This is a genomic window from Pseudomonas sp. GW822-FHT07A10, from assembly GCF_058798795.1.
On the sequence record NZ_JBXAKV010000022.1, the window covers coordinates 49553 to 66775 of the forward strand.

Consider the following 17223-nt stretch of genomic DNA (forward strand, 5'->3'; position numbering starts at 1 on the left):
TGGGTCGCAGGTGCATTCTATTTTTGACAAGGATTGAGACATGACAAGGCGACTGGCAGCGGCATTGGCGATCATGGGGGCGTTATTGCTTGGGGGCTGTGGCAACGACTATGGCATCGACCAGAATGGTCACAAGGTCGCCGCCGAGCGTCTGGACAAACAATGGCTGGTGCTCAATTACTGGGCCGAGTGGTGCAGCCCGTGCCGGACCGAAATCCCACAGCTGAATGTGTTGGCCGAGCAGCTCCAGGGCAAGAAGATCGGCGTGTTCGGGGTCAACTTCGACAATGTACAGGGCGAAGAGCTGAAAGGCGCCAGCGAGAAACTGGGGATCAAGTTCACCGTGCTGGCCCAGGATCCGGCCGACCTTTTCGAATTGCCGCGCAGTGAAGCGCTGCCAGTGACTTACATCATTGATAACAAGGGCAAGGTGCGGGAACAGTTGATGGGCGAGCAGACGGCGGCGGGGGTGATGGCGAAGCTTGAGGCGTTGCAGGCGACCAACTGACCGAGCACCGCCTGTGGCAAGGGAGCTTTGTGGCGAGGGGGCTTGCCCCCGCTGGGCTGCGAAGCAGCCCTAAACCCTGAAACCTCGTTTCATCACAACATTGCGCGTGTACGTTTTGCGACTGCTGCGCAGCCGAACGGGGGCAAGCCCCCTCGCCACAAGTCACTTGGCTACAACTGAGGGGCATCAACCCTCTTCAAGCCACCAACGCAATGGCTTGCCTTCGGCCGGCCAGAAGCGCATCTGATCAATCGGTGAGACGTCCCAGCGCTGGACGTTTTCCAGCGCCTGCAGGAAGCGCTTTTCCTGCTCCATTAACGCCGGCGCGCAGAGTTTGCGGGTACTGCCGATCTTGCCGAAGCTGAGCTTTTCACCTTCCAGGGAATACGGCGCGAACCAGTGGTTGCAGCCGCCGTTACCGTAGGCCCGGCCGTCGTCACCGAGCGTGATGGTCAGGTGGCTGTAGTCCATCAGCGGACGTTCACCGATCCACTCCAGAATGTAACTGCGGTTCTGTTGCAACTTTACCGGCTCGGCGGCGCAGCCCAGCAGGCTGGCACCGACCATCGTGGTCAGAGCAAGGCGTTTCATCACACAGGCTCCTGGCACTTCGGGCACAGGTGTTTTTCGCCGGCTGCGGTCCAGCCCAGTTCGGCAATCCGTGCGGTGGCGGCCGGTTTTTCAGCCTTGTTGCCCAGCTTAGCGTCGACCGCGAACTCGAAGCTCAGCTCTTTGGCGCAGCTGTCGCAGTTGACTTTCCAGGTGTGGATCGCCAGTTCGCCGAACACCGGACCACTGGCCACCGCGACCCATTGGCCGGGCGGGTTGATCAGGTGGCGAACCGTTTCGACGGTCAGGCGCATGGACAAGTCCTTGCTGCCTTTGAGGGTCACTACCAGCACGTCGTTATTGCGAATCGAACCGCCGTTGCCGGTGACTTGATAACGCCCCGGCACCAGGGCGCGGCATTCAGTGAGGGTGTGTTGTGGGTTCATCAGGCTGTAGCGGAAATCGTGTTCGACCATGGGTCCTCCAAATATGCGCGATATGCTAGCACGGGCATCAACGCAGCATGGCGCGGGCATGTGACCTTCGATCAGGTTCAAATTGACTGCTAAACCATGGCAAACTGCCACTTTTGTATCTCTAAGGAACAGAAATGGCGTTGATCGAATGTTACGAGTGCAAGCAACGCATCAGTTCCGTGGCGCCTGCTTGCATTCATTGCGGTGCGCCTGCGGCAACGGTGCACGCGGCCACTTCGACGGCAGCGCCTGTGGAAGCACCGCTTTCTTTCGGGCGTTTGCCGAGCAATGAGAGTGTGCCTCGGGTGACCCCGGCCGCCTTCGGGCGTAAACGAAAAACCGAAATCGAGGCTGAGGTTCCGGCACCGGTGCTCAATGGGCCGCGTCCGGTGGAACTCTGGCTGAAACTGATGATTTTCTTTCTGCCGCCGTTTTTTGTCTGGTTTCTGCTGCGTCGCGGGCATTCAACGGGGCAGCGCTTGCTGGGCTTCGGCTGGCTGGGCCTGATGATCCTCTTGTCCAAGGCCTGAGCCGTTCAGCGCTCGACCTGATTCTGTGGCGAACCGGCCGCCCAGGCCGCGATGTTCTGCAAAGTTGTCGCGGCAATCGCGCCCAGGGCTTCGCGAGTGAGGAATGCCTGGTGTGCGGTGATGATCACGTTCGGAAAGGTCAGCAGGCGCGCCAGCACATCGTCTTGCAGTGGCAGGTCGGAGCGGTCCTCGAAGAACAACTGCGCCTCTTCTTCATAGACATCCAGCCCCAGATAGCCCAATTGGCCGTTTTTCAATGCGTCGATCAACGCCGGCGTGTCCACCAGACCGCCACGCCCGGTGTTGATCAACATCGCGCCGGGCTGCATGTGCGCCAGTGACTCGCGGTTGATCAAATGTTTGCTCTGCTCGTTGAGCGGGCAATGCAGGCTGATGATCTGAGACTCGGCCAGCAATTGCTGCAAGCTCAGGTAGCGCGCGCCGAGGGCTTCGACCTGAGGGTTCGGATAGGGGTCATAGGCCAGCAATTGGCAGCCGAAGCCGTGCATGATTTTCGCAAAGGTCGCGCCGATCTGCCCGGTGCCGACCACGCCGACGGTCTTGTTCACCAGATCGAAACCGGTCAACCCGTGCAGGCTGAAATCGCCCTCGCGGGTACGGTTGTAGGCGCGGTGGAGACGGCGGTTGAGCGCCAGGATCAATGCCACCGCGTGTTCGGCCACGGCGTGGGGCGAGTACGCCGGGACCCGCACAACCGTCAGCCCCAAGCGCTTCGCCGCCACGAGGTCGACATGGTTGTAACCGGCCGAGCGCAGGGCGATCAGGCGTGTGCCGCCTGCTGCCAGGCGTTCAAGCACCGGGGCGCTGAGGTCGTCGTTGATGAAGGCGCAGACCACCTCGTGATGCTCGGCCAGCGCCGCCGTGTCGAGGCTCAGTCGTGCCGGCTGGAAATGCAGTTCGATGCCGGCGGGCAGGTCGGCGGCGAGAAAACTCTCGCGGTCGTAGGTCTGGCTGCTGAAAAGAATCGTGCGCATGCTGTCCTCCTGGAAGTCTCAAACCCCGTAGCAGCCTTCGGCAGCTGCCATAGGGTTTAAGCTTAGCGTTCAGGCCCTCCTGCGTTATTGCGCTGCATCAGGCATTGATGCGCGCATGGGCCGCGAGGCGATTGATGGCGCGTTCGAGTTCTTCCAGTGCGACGGGGGCTTTCGGGTCCTGTTGCTTGAGCAGGGTTTCGCTGCGCTGGCAGGCGGCGCGCAGTTGCGGGACGCCGCAATAACGGGTTGCCCCGTGCAGGCGATGGACCCGCTCGATCAGGGCGTTCTGGTCGTTGGCTTCACGGGCCACGCGGATGGCCTCGCGGTCGGCTTCCAGGGAGGCCAGCAGCATGGCCAGCATGTCCGCCGCCAGATCGGCCTTGCCGGCCGCCAGGCGCAGGCCTTCTTCGTGGTCGAGCACCTGCAATTCATGACCGCTGTTGTTATCGCTATTACGCTCCGGACCCTGATTGCGCAGCGCCAGGCCCGTCCATTTCAACACCACTTGCGCCAGTTGCCGTTCGCTGATGGGTTTGGTCAGGTAGTCGTCCATGCCGCTTTGCAGCAATGCGCGTTTTTCATTGGCCATCGCATGGGCGGTGAGGGCCACGACCGGCAGTGGCGTGCAATGCCGCTCGCTTTCCCATTGGCGAATGGCTTCGGTGCTTTGGCGCCCATCCATGCCGGGCATTTGCACGTCCATCAACACCAGATCGAAAGTCTCGTTCTGTACGGCCTTGACCGCGGCGTAACCGCTTTCTACCGCGAGCACCTTGGCGCCCATGTCTTCAAGCAGGGTTTGCACCAGCAGCAGGTTGGCCGGGTTGTCGTCCACGCAAAGGACCTTCGGCGCGCGGCTGGAAACCGGTTCGGCGGGGTCGCTGCGCTGTTGGCGCGGGTTGACCAGATCAGACAGGGCCCGACGCAGCTTGCGGGTGCAGGCCGGTTTGGACTGGAGCTGGCTGTGGGGGTTGGGCACCGAGAGATGGAACAGCGTCAGTTCGGTGGTCGGGCACAGCACCAACACTCTGCAGCCCAGGTGTTCAAGGTCCCAGATGTGCTGGTTGAGTCGCTCCGGCGGCATGTCGTTGCTGGTGATGCCGAGCACCGCCAGGCCGATTGCCTGATCGGTCTGGTGAGCGCCGGTCACGCCATTGGCCAGGCTTTCCAGGGTATTGAACGGCGTGACGCTCAGGCCGCAGTCTTCCAGTTGATGCTGCAATGCCTGACGGGCCAGTTCATGGTTTTCCAGGACAGCCACCCGCTGCCCGAGCAACGGTGGGCCGGGCAGGTCTTCGGCGTCGTCGCGGGTTTTGGGCAGGCTCAGGCTGATCCAGAATTCCGAGCCTTCGCCCGGCGTGCTGTCGACGCCGATCTCGCCGCCCATTTGTTCGATCAGCCGTTTGGAAATCACCAATCCGAGGCCGGTGCCGCCGGGTTGTCGGGACAACGAGTTATCGGCCTGGCTGAAGGCCTGGAACAGGGCGCGCACGTCCTGGTTCGACAGACCGATGCCGGTGTCCTGAATGCTGATGCGCAGTTGCACGCTGTCTTCATGCTCTTCTTCGAGCATCGCCCGGGCGACGATGGTGCCTTCGCGGGTGAACTTGATCGCATTGCTCACAAGGTTGGTGAGGATCTGCTTGAGTCGCAACGGATCGCCCACCAGCGACAGTGGCGTATCGCGATAAACCAGGCTCACCAGCTCAAGCTCTTTGGCGTGGGCGGCCGGGGCGAGGATGTTCAGGGTGTCTTGCAGCAGGTCGCGCAGGTTGAACGGAATATGGTCGAGCACCAGTTTGCCGGCCTCGATTTTCGAGAAATCGAGAATCTCGTTGATGATCCCCAACAGGCTGTCGGCAGACTTTTCGATGGTGCCCAGGTAATCGAGCTGGCGCGGCGTCAGTTCGCTTTTTTGCAGCAGGTGCGTGAAGCCGAGAATGCCGTTGAGCGGCGTGCGGATTTCATGGCTCATGTTGGCCAGGAATTCGGACTTGATCCGGCTCGCCTCCAGGGCTTCCTTGCGCGCCAGGTCCAGCTCGATGTTCTGGATTTCGATGGTTTCCAGATTCTGACGCACGTCTTCGGTGGCCTGGTCGACGCTGTTTTGCAATTCTTCCTGAGCGTTCTGCAGCGTCCCGGCCATGCGGTTGATGCCGGACGCCAGTTCATCCAGTTCCTGGCTGCCGAGGGGCGGCAGGCGGGTTTCCAGATGGCCGTCCTTGAGTTGCGCCACGGCTTGTTTGATCTGGCTCAATGGCCGGTTGATGGTTCGGCCCATGCGCAACGCCAGCAGCGCCGCACCGGCCAGGCCTCCGCCGATCAGCAGCAGGCTGGCGAACAGGCTGCGGTAGCCGCGCAGCAGCATGCCGTTGTGGGACAGTTCGAGTTCGACCCAGCCCAGCAGGCGGTCGGCTTCATCGGGGATCAGGTCGCCGGCCAGGTTGCGGTGCTTGCCGAACACCGGCAGCAGGTAACGCGTGGCGTCATTGCCACTGCGGCGCAGCAACTGTGAACCGTTGCCCAGGGGTGCCTGATTGAGCATGGTCGGGCCGGCATGGGCCAGCGGCGTGCGGTCGGGGGCGAGGAAGGTCACCGCGCGCACGTCGGTCTGTTCCAGGGACTGGGTGGCGATGCGCTCCAGCAGCTCGTTGTCTTTGCGACCCATGGCCGGGGCCACCAACGGTGCCAGCTGTTCGGCGATCATTTCGCCGCGTTGCATGAGCTGGGCTTGCAGGTCCGATTGCTGCATCCAGGTGAAATAGCCGCCCAGGACCAACGCCATCAGGGTGGTCGGCAACAGGGTCAGTAACAGCACGCGGCCTTTAATTCCCAGTTTCTTGAGCACGCATCTCTCCTGCATCCAGCTGTTTATTGACCTGCACATGCGTCCGGCACGCGCCACCTGCGCAGTGTAGCGATTTGCATGCGGGCAATCTTCGTAAAATTGATGTCGTCATTCGTCGGTCAGTTCAATGCTTTGGCCCAGGGAGACAAACCTTGGGTTGCCCCTGGAGAGGCAATCTTGAATAATCAGCAATTGAGAATTATTTGCAGATACTCATGACTCCCATCGCGATTGGCCATCCTCGCATCCTCTCTATCGAAGACGATCCAGTGCTCGGTGCTTATGTTTATGAGCATCTGGGGCGCTGCGGTTTTCAGGTGACCTGGTGCCAGAACGGGCAGGAAGGCCTGGCGATTGCGCGCCAGCAGGCCTTCGATGTGGTGTTGATGGATATTCTGTTGCCGGGGCTCGATGGCCTGGCGGTGCTGACTCAATTGCGCCAGAGCCATTCCACGCCAGTGGTGCTGATGTCGGCGCTGGGTGCCGAGGCGGATCGCATCAGTGGTTTTCGCCTCGGGGCCGACGATTACCTGCCCAAGCCTTTTAGCATGGCCGAGTTGCGGGTGCGCATTGAAGCGATCCTGCGGCGGGTGGCGTTCGACCGTCGACCAGCGCCGATACCGACGCCCCCTACGACGGACTGCCTGCGTTTTGACGATGAACTGGGCGAGGTCTTTTGTGGTGAACTCGCGGCCGGCCTGACCCGCAGCGAGTACCGCTTGCTGGACACGCTGAACCGCAACGACGATGAAGTGTTGAGCAAGGCGTTCCTTTATCAGCAGGTATTGCAGCGCGGTTATGCGCCCCATGACCGCAGCCTCGACATGCACATCAGTCAGATTCGCCGCAAGCTCAAGGCCATCGGTTACACCGAGCGTGAAGTGCGCACGGTTTGGGGCAAAGGGTACGTATTGAGTGCGGTCGATGAAGTGGTCTGACGCGCCGGGCCGCACGGTGGCCCTGCAACAGCAACTGCTGCGCGATCTGTCCCACGAATTGCGCACGCCGCTCAGCCGGTTACGGGTGGCCTGCGAAAGCGAGCAGGACCCGGAGCAATTGCGCGAGCGCATTAGCCGGGAAGTCGACGGCATGCAGCGCCTGGTCGAGGATGCGCTGCAACTGGCCTGGCTCGACACCGAGCGCACGCCGTTGCCCTATGAAGCGATCCAGGTCCAGGCCTTGTGGGAAATGCTCACGGAAAACGCTTGCTATGAAAGCAGCTGGCCGGCGAGTCAGTTGCACTGTGCGGTGGATGCCTCCTGCTGGGTGCGCGGCCATCTCAATACCCTGGCCCAGGCGCTGGAAAACATTCTGCGCAATGCCATTCGTCATTCACCGAAGGGAGCTGTCGTGACGCTCGATGGCAGGCGCGATGGCGACTTCTGGCATCTGTGGCTGGAGGACGAGGGCGGTGGGGTGGCTGACGAGGATCTTGAACGGATCTTCTCGCCGTTCATCCGGCTCGAGGGTTCACTGCCGGGGGAGGGTGGATTCGGGTTGGGGTTGAGCATCGCGAGGAATGCGGTGCAGCGGCAGGGCGGGCGGCTTTGGGCGGAGAATGCAGGGCGGGGCTTACGACTGAATATGCTGTTATTGGCTGATCTCCATGGCGACAATGATGACGCCCCCGCTCCCACAATTGATATGTGTCGACCACAAATTGCGTGATCAACCCCGGCCGCGAAGAGGCTTGCTGATTTTGCCGGAGCGTTCCCGTTATTTTGTACGACCTTTCTTAAAGGGTATCGCCGACACCTTAAGCCTGACTTGACGGAATAGACTCGCGTTTTTCCTCGTCCTCCAGGAGTTCGGTATGAATGCATCCAGCGTCCCCGGCAACGCACACGACGACCGTTTCAATGAAGTGCTTGCGCTGATTCAAAATGCCAAACAGCAGGCCATGCAGGCGGTGAATACCCAGTTGATCGAGCTGTATTGGCAGGTCGGTGCTTACATCAGCCGCAAGCTGGAACAGGCTGAGTGGGGCGATTCTGTGGTCAGCCAACTGGCTGAGCATCTGGCTCAGACTCAACCGGGGTTGCGCGGGTTTACCCGGTCGAACTTGTTTCGCATGCGCCAGTTCTATGAGACTTATCACGCTGAAGAGAAAGTCGCACCACTGGTGCGACAATTGTCCTGGTCGCATAACCTGATCATTTTCAGCCAGAGTAAACGGCCGGAAGAGCGGGAGTTCTACGTGCGTTTGGCAGTTCAGGAAAAATGGTCGAAGCGCGAACTAGAGCGTCAGTTCAAAACCGCACTGTTTGAACGAAGCGTGACCCAACCAGCAAAAATCTCAGCAGTGCTGAGACAAGCCCACCCGGCAGCGCTTGAGATATTCCGCGACGCCTACATGCTCGAGTTTCTCGACCTGCCGGGTGGCCATGCCGAAACTGATCTGCATAAAGGGTTGATGGCGCGCCTCAAAGAATTCCTGAGCGAGCTTGGCCGCGATTTCTGCTTTGTCGGTTCCGAGTATCCGCTTCAAGTGGGTGTGTGTGATTTTTCCCTGGACCTGCTGTTCTTCCACCGTGGCCTTAATTGTCTTGTAGCCATTGAGCTTAAGGTCGGTCGTTTTAAGCCGGAGTATTTGGGCAAGCTGAACTTCTATTTGGAAGCGCTGGATCGCAAGGAGCGCAAACCCCACGAAAACCCGGCCATCGGTGTGTTGCTCTGCGCCAGTAAGGATGACGAAGTGGTCGAATACGCCCTTAACCGCAGCCTGTCGCCAGCGTTGATCGCTGAATACCAGGTCCAGCTTCCGGACAAACAGCTGCTGCAGGCCAAATTGCATGAGTTTTATGCATTGAATATTGCACAAGGAGAAGAGGAGTGAACTGCTTATTCCCATAAGCCATAAGCCCCTTACTTTGCGTGATATGGCCTGCGCACGTTTGCCGGTATGATAGGCGCCCCCGCAGTCCGGATTGCGAATACGCCATGACCTTGCAGTACCCAACCATCGCCGATTGCGTCGGCAACACTCCGCTGGTCCGTTTGCAGCGCCTGCCTGGCGTCACCAGCAACACGCTTTTGCTCAAGCTCGAAGGGAACAACCCGGCGGGTTCGGTCAAGGATCGTCCGGCGCTGTCGATGATCACCCGCGCCGAACTGCGCGGGCAGATCCACGTCGGCGACACGCTGATCGAAGCGACTTCGGGTAACACCGGGATCGCCCTGGCCATGGCCGCCGCGATCAAGGGTTACAAGATGATCCTGATCATGCCGGACAACTCCAGCGCCGAGCGTAAAGCCGCGATGACGGCCTATGGTGCCGAGCTGATTCTGGTCAGCCAGGAAGAAGGCATGGAAGGCGCGCGCGACCTCGCCCAGCGAATGGAAGCCGAAGGCCGTGGCAAGGTGCTCGATCAGTTCGCCAACGGTGACAACCCCGAGGCGCACTACACCACCACCGGTCCGGAAATCTGGCGTCAGACCCAGGGCACCATCACGCATTTCGTCAGCTCGATGGGCACCACCGGCACCATTATGGGTGTCTCGCGCTACCTGAAAGAACAGAACGAGAACGTGCAGATCATCGGTCTGCAACCCATGGAAGGCTCGGCAATTCCGGGCATCCGCCGCTGGCCCCAGGAATACCTGCCAAAGATTTATCAGGCTGATCGCGTGGACCGGATCGTCGACATGGCGCAAAGCGAGGCCGAGGACGTGACCCGTCGTCTGGCGCGCGAAGAAGGCATTTTCTGCGGCGTGTCTTCGGGCGGAGCCGTGGCGGCGATGCTGCGCCTGTCCAAAGAAGTTGAAAACGCGGTGATTGTCGCGATCATCTGTGACCGTGGCGACCGTTACTTGTCGACCGGCATTTTCGACGCGCCCAACTGATGGCCAAGCAAGAGAGAGGCTTGCGCTTCCAGCCCACGGGCGGCAGCAAGGCCCCGCAAGTCCCGACCGGCAAAAAGCAGCGTTTGACCATCGAGCGCCTGGCTAATGACGGTCGCGGTATCGCGTTTTTTGAAGGTCGCACCTGGTTCGTCATCGGCGCCTTGGCCGGTGAAGAAGTCGAGGCGCGGGTCTTGGGTGCCCACGGTAAAGTGGTCGAGGCGCGTACCGAGCGGGTGTTCCAGACCAGCCAATTGCGTCGCCCGGCACTGTGCGCCCATGCCGGTCGCTGCGGTGGTTGCAGCGTGCAGCATCTGCCCCACAACGAACAACTCGCCCTGAAACAGCGCATGCTCGCCGAGCAGTTGTCACGGGTCGCCGGCGTCGAACCCGAAGAGTGGGCCGCGCCATTGAGCGGTCCGGAATTCGGCTACCGGCGTCGTGCCCGGGTGGCGGTGCGTTGGGACATGAAGGCGAAAAAACTCGAAGTCGGTTTCCGCGCAGCTGGCAGCCAGGACATCATCGCCATCAACGAGTGCCCGGTGCTGGTACAGCCCTTGCAACCGATCATGACCGGCTTGCCGGACATGCTGCGGCGCTTGAGCAAACCTCAGGCACTGGGGCATGTGGAATTGTTCAGCGGTTCGTCATTGGCGGTATTGCTGCGGCACATGGCGCCGTTGTCCGAAGCCGACATGACGATCCTCAAGGAATTCTGCGCGCTCCATGAGGCCCAGTTGTGGCTGCATGGCGACGGCGAGCCGCAACCGGTCGAGGCCGATCAGACCCTGGGCTATCGCCTTGAACCGTGGGACTTGAATCTGGCGTATCGGCCTGGAGATTTCATCCAGGTCAACGCCGGGGTCAACGAAGCGATGATCGCTCAGGCGCTGGAATGGTTGGCGCCGAAAGCCGATGAGCGGGTTCTGGACCTGTTCTGCGGGTTGGGCAACTTTGCCTTGCCGCTGGCCAGAACCGTTCGTGAAGTGGTGGCGGTGGAAGGTGTGCAGGCCATGGTCGAGCGGGCCGCCGCGAACGCCGCTAGTAATAATTTGCATAACGCGAAATTTTTTCAGGCCGATTTATCCCAGCCTTTGGCTGATGCCGAATGGGCCAGCGAAGGCTTTTGTGCGGTACTCTTGGACCCTCCTCGCGACGGTGCTTTCGAGGTGGTGCGCAAGCTTGCGTCCCTGGGTGCCGAACGATTGGTTTATGTGTCGTGCAACCCTGCAACTCTGGCGCGCGACACGGTCGAATTGATCAAGCAGGGCTACCGGTTAAAACGTGCCGGGATTCTCGATATGTTTCCTCAAACGGCGCATGTCGAGGCCATGGCGTTATTTGAAGCGAGCTAGGATGGCTCGTCTGGTCCGACTGACCGTCCGTGCCGCCACGCATCAGCCCGGCGGGGCGCCCGGACAATGAAGGTCAGCGATTTGACGCATTGAATCTGCGTCGTAGGGAAGGTAAAGCAAGATGGTACAGGTGAGAGCACACCAGCCGATCAACACTGACGGCAGTATCAATCTCGAGGCTTGGCTCGATCACGCGGTCAGTATCGATACGGCACTGGATCGCGAAGCCTTGAAAGAAGCCTGCGAGTTCGCTCGCGAGGCCGAACAACAAGCCAATGCGGCGAAAAACCTGTGGTCCGAAGGGACCTCGAGTTTCCGCACCGGCCTTGAGATCGCCGAGATTCTCGCCGACCTCAAACTCGATCAGGACTCGTTGGTCGCGGCAGTCTTGTACCGCGGCGTGCGCGAAGGCCAGATCCAGTTGCCGGCGGTCAGCCAGCGCTTCGGCCCGGTGGTCGCCAAACTGATTGACGGCGTGCAACGCATGGCGGCGATCAGCGACAGTCTGAGTCCGCGTAAATCCATGGTGATGGGCACCCAAGGCCAGGTGGAAAACCTGCGCAAGATGCTCGTGGCCATGGTCGACGACGTGCGCGTCGCGCTGATCAAACTGGCCGAGCGCACCTGTGCGATCCGTGCGGTAAAAACCGCCGATGACGAGAAGCGCAACCGCGTCGCCCGTGAAGTCTTCGACATCTACGCGCCGCTGGCTCACCGCCTCGGTATCGGTCACATCAAGTGGGAGCTGGAGGACTTGTCCTTCCGTTACCTCGAGCCCGACCAGTACAAGCAGATCGCCAAGTTGCTCCATGAGCGACGGCTGGATCGCGAGCGCTTCATCAGCGATGTGATGACCCAGCTCAAGAACGAGTTGCAGGCCACCGGCGTCGAGGCCGACATCAGCGGCCGGGCCAAACACATCTATTCGATCTGGCGCAAAATGCAGCGCAAGGGTCTGGAATTCAGCCAGATCTACGACGTGCGCGCCGTTCGCGTGCTGGTGCCGGAAATGCGCGACTGCTACACGGCGCTCGGCATCGTCCACACCCTGTGGCGGCACATCCCGAAAGAGTTCGACGACTACATCGCCAACCCGAAAGAGAACGGCTACCGCTCGCTGCACACCGCGGTAATCGGCCCTGAAGGCAAGGTGCTGGAAGTGCAGATACGCACTCACGCCATGCACGAAGAAGCCGAGTTGGGTGTCTGCGCGCACTGGCGTTACAAGGGCACCGACGTCAAGTCCGGCTCGAACCACTACGAAGAGAAAATCTCCTGGCTGCGTCAGGTTCTCGAGTGGCACGAAGAGCTGGGCGATATCGGCGGCCTTGCCGAACAGCTGCGGGTCGATATCGAGCCGGACCGGGTTTATATCTTCACTCCCGACGGTCACGCCATCGACTTGCCGAAGGGCGCGACGCCGCTGGACTTCGCCTACCGCGTGCACACCGAAATCGGTCACAACTGCCGCGGCGCCAAGATCAACGGGCGCATCGTACCGCTCAACTACAGCCTGCAAACCGGTGAACAGGTCGAGATCATCACCAGCAAGCACGGCACCCCAAGCCGCGACTGGCTGAACCCGAACCTGGGTTACATCACCACGTCGCGGGCGCGGGCGAAGATCGTTCACTGGTTCAAGTTGCAGGCCCGCGATCAGAACGTCGCGGCCGGTAAAACCTTGCTTGAACGCGAACTCAGTCGCCTCGGTCTGCCGCAGGTGGATTTCGACAAGCTGGCCGAAAAGGCCAACATGAAGACCGCCGAAGACATGTTCGCTGCGTTGGGCGCAGGCGATTTGCGCCTGGCGCAACTGGTGAACCTGGCGCAGCAACTGGTCGAGCCGGAACGCGGCAACGAACAGCTGGAGCTGATCCCGCGCAAAGCCACCGGCTATAAACCGGGCAAGCGCGGCGATATCCAGATCCAGGGCGTCGGCAACCTGATGACCCAGATGGCCGGCTGCTGCCAGCCGTTGCCGGGGGACGCCATCGTCGGTTACATCACCCAGGGCCGTGGCGTGAGCATCCACCGTCAGGACTGCGCCTCGGTGCTGCAACTGGCCGGGCGCGAGCCGGAACGGATCATCCAGGTCAGCTGGGGGCCGGTGCCGGTGCTCACCTATCCGGTGGACATCATCATTCGCGCTTACGACCGTTCCGGTCTGCTGCGTGACGTGTCGCAGGTGCTGCTCAACGAGCGGATCAACGTGCTGGCGGTCAACACCCGCTCGAACAAAGAGGACAACACTGCGTTGATGTCCCTGACCATCGAGATTCCGGGGCTGGATGCGCTGGGGCGGTTGCTGGGGCGGATCTCCCAGTTGCCGAACATCATCGAAACCCGCCGTAACCGCACACCGTGAGAAACCTTCACGGAAATTGATGGTGTAGAGATTGATAAAAGATGTATTCACTTGAAGACCTGCTGCACCTGATGAACCGTCTGCGCGACCCGCAGTACGGCTGTCCGTGGGACATCAAGCAAACCTACGCCACCATCGTCCCGCACACCCTGGAAGAAGCCTACGAAGTCGCCGATGCTATTGAACGCGGCGATTTCGATCACTTGCAGGGTGAGTTGGGCGACTTGTTATTCCAGGTGGTTTATTACAGCCAACTGGCTCGGGAAGAAGGGCGCTTCGAATTCGCTGGTGTGGTCGACAGCATCACGCGCAAGTTGATCCGCCGTCATCCTCACGTATTTCCCACCGGTGATCTGTACGCGCCGCTGGACGTCCCGCGTCTGAATGAAGAGCAGGTCAAGCAACGCTGGGAAGAGATCAAGGCCGAAGAACGCGCCGAGAAGTCTTCGGCGCCGGAGCAGTTGTCCTTGCTCGATGACGTACCTGCGGCACTGCCGGCGTTGTCCCGTTCGGCAAAACTGCAGAAGCGCGCAGGGCAAGTCGGTTTCGATTGGCCGGACGCCTTGCCGGTGCTCGACAAGGTTCGCGAAGAGCTCGATGAAGTGCTCGAAGCCATGGCCGACAATGACTCGGTGGCGATTGCCGATGAAGTCGGCGACCTGCTGTTTTCCGTGGTCAATCTGGCGCGTCACCTCAAGGTCGATCCGGAAACCGCACTGCGTGGCGCGAACACAAAATTTGAAAGACGCTTCCGATTTATCGAACAGGCATTGCGCGACACCCACCGTCCCATAGAAGATTGCACCCTCGAAGAGTTGGACGCCTTATGGGGCGAAGCCAAACGTCAGGAAAAGAATTTGCCCAGCTGCGGCTGAGCTGTTGCCTAAGTGAGTAAGCACCATGAGCCTTTCCCTTCGCGACCAGTTGCTCAAAGCAGGGCTGGTCAACCAAAAGCAGGCCAAACAGGTCGGCAAAGAAAAACAGAAACAACAGCGTCTGGCCCACAAAGGCCAGATCGAACTCGATGACTCCCAGCAGCGTGCGGCTCAGGAAGCCATGGCCGAGAAGGTCAAGCGCGACCAGGAGCTCAACCGTCAGCAGCAGGAGAAGGCCGAGCAGAAGGCCCGAGCCGCCCAGGTCAAGCAATTGATCGAAGTCTCGCGCCTGCCCAAGCTGAACACCGAGGACTACTACAACTTCGTTGACGACAAGAAGGTCAAGCGCATCAGCGTCAACACCCTGATGCGCAACAAGCTCAGCAGCGGTTCCCTGGCGATCGTGCATCACGCTGGCGGTTACGAAGTGATCCCTCGTGAGGCAGCCCTGAAGATTCAGGAGCGCGACCCACAACGCATCGTGCAGCTGAATGTGAAGACAGAAGAAGTCAGCACCGAAGACGATCCGTACGCGGCCTATCAGATTCCTGACGATCTGATGTGGTAAGCCGTTAGCAGCTGCAACAACGACAAACCCCGCTCATGGCGGGGTTTGTCATTTTCAATGCGGTGGTTATGCAGAACGCGCTTCGCGTTGCTGCTCCAGTGATTCCAGTTCGGCCTTGTATTGGTGGGCTTCGGTCTCGGAATGGAACATCCCGACCAACAGGTCTTGTTGATGTACATCCCAGATGCGGATACCGGCGGCGATGCCTTCATGGGACATATGTGAATCGTCGCGTTCAGTTACTTTTACAGTCATCTGCTAGCTCCAATCTCTGTTATCTGCAGCAAGGCGTGTGCAGGCCTTTGTTATAAGTTTTGTTAGCTGGCTAAGTAAACGACTGAAATCGGTAACGGATTTTTGCAAAAACGGAGAAAGTGCTGCAGCCCGCGAAATACGCGACATTCAGTCGCAGGCTGTTGAGTTCCATGACAAATGTTTCATGTTTCAAGGGCTGTCTGGCCGTAGATAAAACCTGGCAAAAAAAAACGCCCCGAACCAGTCGGGGCGTTTTTATGTGTGGCGTAGGCGGGGTATTACTTACCCTGCCAGCGCTTCAGTACCAGCGTGGCGTTGGTGCCGCCGAAGCCGAAGCTGTTGCTCATCACGGTGTTGATGGTGGCGTCTTCGCGAGTCTTGGTCAGGATTGGCATGTCTGCCACTTCCGGGTCCAGTTCGTCGATGTTGGCGGAACCCGCCATGAAGTTGCCTTCCATCATCAGCATGCAGTAGATCGCTTCGTGAACGCCGGCGGCGCCCAGGGAGTGACCCGACAGGCTCTTGGTGGAGCTGATGGCCGGAGCGTTGTCGCCGAACACTTCACGCACACCTTTCATTTCCATCACGTCGCCGACCGGAGTCGAGGTGCCGTGGGTGTTCAGGTAGTCGATCGGTGCGTCAACGGTGGACATGGCCATCTGCATGCAGCGGATGGCGCCTTCGCCGCTTGGGGCGACCATGTCGTAGCCGTCGGAGGTCGCGCCGTAGCCAACGATTTCCGCGTAGATCTTCGCGCCGCGGGCCAGAGCGTGTTCCAGCTCTTCGACCACGACCATGCCGCCACCGCCGGCGATGACGAAACCGTCACGCTTGGCGTCGTAGGCACGGGAAGCTTTTTCCGGGGTTTCGTTGTACTGGCTGGACAGGGCGCCCATGGCGTCGAACAGGAACGACTGGCTCCAGTGCTCTTCTTCACCGCCGCCGGCGAATACGATGTCCTGCTTGCCCATCTGGATCTGTTCCATGGCGGTACCGATGCAGTGAGCACTGGTGGCGCAGGCAGAAGCGATGGAGTAGTTCAGGCCCTTGATCTTGAACGGGGTGGCCAGGCAAGCGGAGACAGTGCTGCTCATGGTCCGCGTTACGCGGTATGGGCCGACACGCTTGACGCCTTTCTCGCGCAGGATGTCCAGCGCTTCCATCTGGTTCAGCGTGGAGGCGCCACCGGAACCGGCGATCAGGCCGGTACGCGGGTTGGAAACTTGCTCTTCGGTCAGGCCGGAGTCTGCGATGGCATCTTTCATGGCCAGGTAGGCGTAAGCCGCCGCGTGGCCGACGAAGCGATAGATCTTGCGATCGATCAGCTCTTCGAGGGGAAGGTCAATGGAGCCGGAAACCTGGCTACGCAGACCCATTTCGGCATATTCCGGGTTGAACCGGATGCCAGGGCGGCTTGCACGCAGGTTAGCGGAGACGGTCTCTTTGTCATTGCCCAGGCACGAAACGATGCCCAGACCAGTGATAACGACGCGGCGCATGCGGATAACCCTTAGAAGTTGTCAGTGGAGGTGAAAACGCCGACCCGAAGGCCTTCGGCGGTATAGATTTCGCGGCCGTCGACAGTCACGGAACCATCGGCGATGGCCATGTTCAGCTTGCCTTTGAGGACGCGTTTGATATGGATGTTATAGGTGACTTTCTTGGCGGTCGGCAGTACCTGGCCAAAGAATTTCACTTCGCCCGAACCCAGGGCGCGACCGCGGCCCGGCAGGCCTTGCCAGCCGAGGAAGAAACCGACCAGTTGCCACATGGCATCGAGGCCCAGGCAGCCCGGCATCACCGGATCACCTTCGAAGTGGCAGGCGAAGAACCACAGGTCTGGAGTGATATCCAGCTCGGCGACCAATTCACCTTTGCCGTACTTGCCACCCTCTTCGGAGATCAGGGTGATGCGATCGACCATCAGCATGTTCGGGGCGGGCAGTTGCGCGTTACCCGGGCCGAACAGCTCACCACGACTGCAGCGCAGCAGGTCTTCCCGAGTAAAGGCGTTTTGTTTGGTCATGCGAGCTCCTCAATAGTCCATGCGGCAGGGGGG

Annotated in this window: 16 protein-coding genes and 1 pseudogene; 10 read left to right on the plus strand and 7 right to left on the minus strand. The window is 60.2% G+C overall.

Annotated elements, in window-relative coordinates:
- The first annotated feature begins 40 nt into the window (after positions 1-40).
- Entirely contained in the window at positions 41-508 is a 468-nt protein-coding gene (locus AC1RL4_RS27155; RefSeq protein WP_018926300.1) for a TlpA family protein disulfide reductase, read from the plus strand.
- Between the two features lie 186 nt (positions 509-694).
- Here the strand turns inward: AC1RL4_RS27155 and AC1RL4_RS27160 are convergent, their stop codons facing one another.
- Positions 695-1099, minus strand: a complete 405-nt coding sequence (locus tag AC1RL4_RS27160) for an META domain-containing protein (protein WP_007937547.1) — start codon at positions 1097-1099, stop codon at positions 695-697.
- On the minus strand, positions 1099-1533 hold the full coding sequence (locus AC1RL4_RS27165; RefSeq protein WP_096480917.1) for a hypothetical protein: 435 nt from the start codon (positions 1531-1533) through the stop codon (positions 1099-1101). The genes AC1RL4_RS27160 and AC1RL4_RS27165 overlap by 1 nt, the downstream gene beginning before the upstream one ends.
- Positions 1534-1667: 134 nt before the next feature.
- Here AC1RL4_RS27165 and AC1RL4_RS27170 point away from each other — a divergent pair, with 134 nt between their 5' ends.
- Entirely contained in the window at positions 1668-2063 is a 396-nt protein-coding gene (locus AC1RL4_RS27170) for a hypothetical protein (protein WP_230174697.1), read from the plus strand.
- A 5-nt stretch (positions 2064-2068) separates the two neighbouring features.
- Here the strand turns inward: AC1RL4_RS27170 and AC1RL4_RS27175 are convergent, their stop codons facing one another.
- Both AC1RL4_RS27175 and AC1RL4_RS27180 read right to left on the minus strand, forming a co-directional pair.
- A complete protein-coding gene (locus AC1RL4_RS27175) occupies positions 2069-3058 on the minus strand; it encodes a 2-hydroxyacid dehydrogenase (RefSeq protein WP_019581227.1) in 990 nt (329 codons plus the stop codon).
- Between the two features lie 97 nt (positions 3059-3155).
- Positions 3156-5906 (minus strand): response regulator, encoded by a 2751-nt coding sequence (locus AC1RL4_RS27180; RefSeq protein ID WP_018926296.1) that lies wholly within the window; start codon positions 5904-5906, stop codon positions 3156-3158.
- Between the two features lie 215 nt (positions 5907-6121).
- Between AC1RL4_RS27180 and AC1RL4_RS27185 the strand changes: the two genes are divergently transcribed.
- From AC1RL4_RS27185 to AC1RL4_RS27220, 8 genes and pseudogenes are all read left to right on the plus strand, one after another.
- On the plus strand, positions 6122-6844 hold the full coding sequence (locus tag AC1RL4_RS27185) for a response regulator transcription factor (RefSeq protein ID WP_230174688.1): 723 nt from the start codon (positions 6122-6124) through the stop codon (positions 6842-6844).
- A gap of 13 nt (positions 6845-6857) precedes the next feature.
- Positions 6858-7574 (plus strand): annotated as a pseudogene (locus tag AC1RL4_RS27190) (sensor histidine kinase); the annotation flags it as partial.
- A 145-nt stretch (positions 7575-7719) separates the two neighbouring features.
- Positions 7720-8742: a PDDEXK nuclease domain-containing protein gene (locus tag AC1RL4_RS27195; RefSeq protein ID WP_230174686.1), complete on the plus strand. Its 1023-nt coding sequence runs from the start codon at positions 7720-7722 to the stop codon at positions 8740-8742.
- Positions 8743-8846: 104 nt separating this feature from the next.
- A complete protein-coding gene (gene cysM / locus AC1RL4_RS27200) occupies positions 8847-9749 on the plus strand; it encodes a cysteine synthase CysM (RefSeq protein ID WP_018926292.1) in 903 nt (300 codons plus the stop codon).
- Complete coding sequence (gene rlmD, locus AC1RL4_RS27205) at positions 9749-11101, plus strand: 23S rRNA (uracil(1939)-C(5))-methyltransferase RlmD (RefSeq protein WP_230174684.1); 1353 nt, start codon at positions 9749-9751, stop codon at positions 11099-11101. Before cysM ends, rlmD begins: the two co-directional genes overlap by 1 nt.
- A 121-nt stretch (positions 11102-11222) precedes the next feature.
- Complete coding sequence (gene relA, locus AC1RL4_RS27210; RefSeq protein WP_019581222.1) at positions 11223-13466, plus strand: GTP diphosphokinase; 2244 nt, start codon at positions 11223-11225, stop codon at positions 13464-13466.
- Between the two features lie 41 nt (positions 13467-13507).
- Positions 13508-14341, plus strand: coding sequence for a nucleoside triphosphate pyrophosphohydrolase (mazG, locus tag AC1RL4_RS27215; RefSeq protein ID WP_028938909.1), 834 nt, complete (start codon positions 13508-13510; stop codon positions 14339-14341).
- 25 nt (positions 14342-14366) lie between these two features.
- Complete coding sequence (locus tag AC1RL4_RS27220; protein ID WP_018926288.1) at positions 14367-14909, plus strand: DUF2058 domain-containing protein; 543 nt, start codon at positions 14367-14369, stop codon at positions 14907-14909.
- Between the two features lie 66 nt (positions 14910-14975).
- On the opposite strand, the gene AC1RL4_RS27225 is transcribed toward AC1RL4_RS27220, so the two are convergent.
- The 3 genes from AC1RL4_RS27225 to fabA all read right to left on the minus strand — a co-directional run bounded on the left by AC1RL4_RS27225 (position 14976) and on the right by fabA (position 17190).
- Positions 14976-15164, minus strand: coding sequence for a hypothetical protein (locus AC1RL4_RS27225; protein ID WP_018926287.1), 189 nt, complete (start codon positions 15162-15164; stop codon positions 14976-14978).
- Positions 15165-15442: 278 nt separating this feature from the next.
- Complete coding sequence (gene fabB, locus AC1RL4_RS27230; RefSeq protein WP_007937568.1) at positions 15443-16663, minus strand: beta-ketoacyl-ACP synthase I; 1221 nt, start codon at positions 16661-16663, stop codon at positions 15443-15445.
- Between the two features lie 11 nt (positions 16664-16674).
- Entirely contained in the window at positions 16675-17190 is a 516-nt protein-coding gene (gene fabA / locus AC1RL4_RS27235; RefSeq protein ID WP_018926285.1) for a 3-hydroxyacyl-[acyl-carrier-protein] dehydratase FabA, read from the minus strand.
- Between the last annotated feature and the right edge of the window lie 33 nt (positions 17191-17223).

Excerpts from the sequence above, each read along its gene's own strand:
- AC1RL4_RS27160 (WP_007937547.1), bottom strand. The coding sequence starts at position 1,099 with ATGAAACGCCTTGCTCTGACCACGATGGTCGGTGCCAGCCTGCTGGGC.
- AC1RL4_RS27165 (WP_096480917.1), bottom strand. The coding sequence starts at position 1,533 with ATGGTCGAACACGATTTCCGCTACAGCCTGATGAACCCACAACACACC.
- AC1RL4_RS27175 (WP_019581227.1), bottom strand. The coding sequence starts at position 3,058 with ATGCGCACGATTCTTTTCAGCAGCCAGACCTACGACCGCGAGAGTTTT.
- mazG (WP_028938909.1), top strand. The coding sequence starts at position 13,508 with ATGTATTCACTTGAAGACCTGCTGCACCTGATGAACCGTCTGCGCGAC.
- relA (WP_019581222.1), top strand. The coding sequence starts at position 11,223 with ATGGTACAGGTGAGAGCACACCAGCCGATCAACACTGACGGCAGTATC.
- fabA (WP_018926285.1), bottom strand. The coding sequence starts at position 17,190 with ATGACCAAACAAAACGCCTTTACTCGGGAAGACCTGCTGCGCTGCAGT.
- fabB (WP_007937568.1), bottom strand. The coding sequence starts at position 16,663 with ATGCGCCGCGTCGTTATCACTGGTCTGGGCATCGTTTCGTGCCTGGGC.
- AC1RL4_RS27195 (WP_230174686.1), top strand. The coding sequence starts at position 7,720 with ATGAATGCATCCAGCGTCCCCGGCAACGCACACGACGACCGTTTCAAT.
- AC1RL4_RS27220 (WP_018926288.1), top strand. The coding sequence starts at position 14,367 with ATGAGCCTTTCCCTTCGCGACCAGTTGCTCAAAGCAGGGCTGGTCAAC.
- rlmD (WP_230174684.1), top strand. The coding sequence starts at position 9,749 with ATGGCCAAGCAAGAGAGAGGCTTGCGCTTCCAGCCCACGGGCGGCAGC.
- AC1RL4_RS27225 (WP_018926287.1), bottom strand. The coding sequence starts at position 15,164 with ATGACTGTAAAAGTAACTGAACGCGACGATTCACATATGTCCCATGAA.
- cysM (WP_018926292.1), top strand. The coding sequence starts at position 8,847 with ATGACCTTGCAGTACCCAACCATCGCCGATTGCGTCGGCAACACTCCG.
- AC1RL4_RS27185 (WP_230174688.1), top strand. The coding sequence starts at position 6,122 with ATGACTCCCATCGCGATTGGCCATCCTCGCATCCTCTCTATCGAAGAC.
- AC1RL4_RS27170 (WP_230174697.1), top strand. The coding sequence starts at position 1,668 with ATGGCGTTGATCGAATGTTACGAGTGCAAGCAACGCATCAGTTCCGTG.
- AC1RL4_RS27155 (WP_018926300.1), top strand. The coding sequence starts at position 41 with ATGACAAGGCGACTGGCAGCGGCATTGGCGATCATGGGGGCGTTATTG.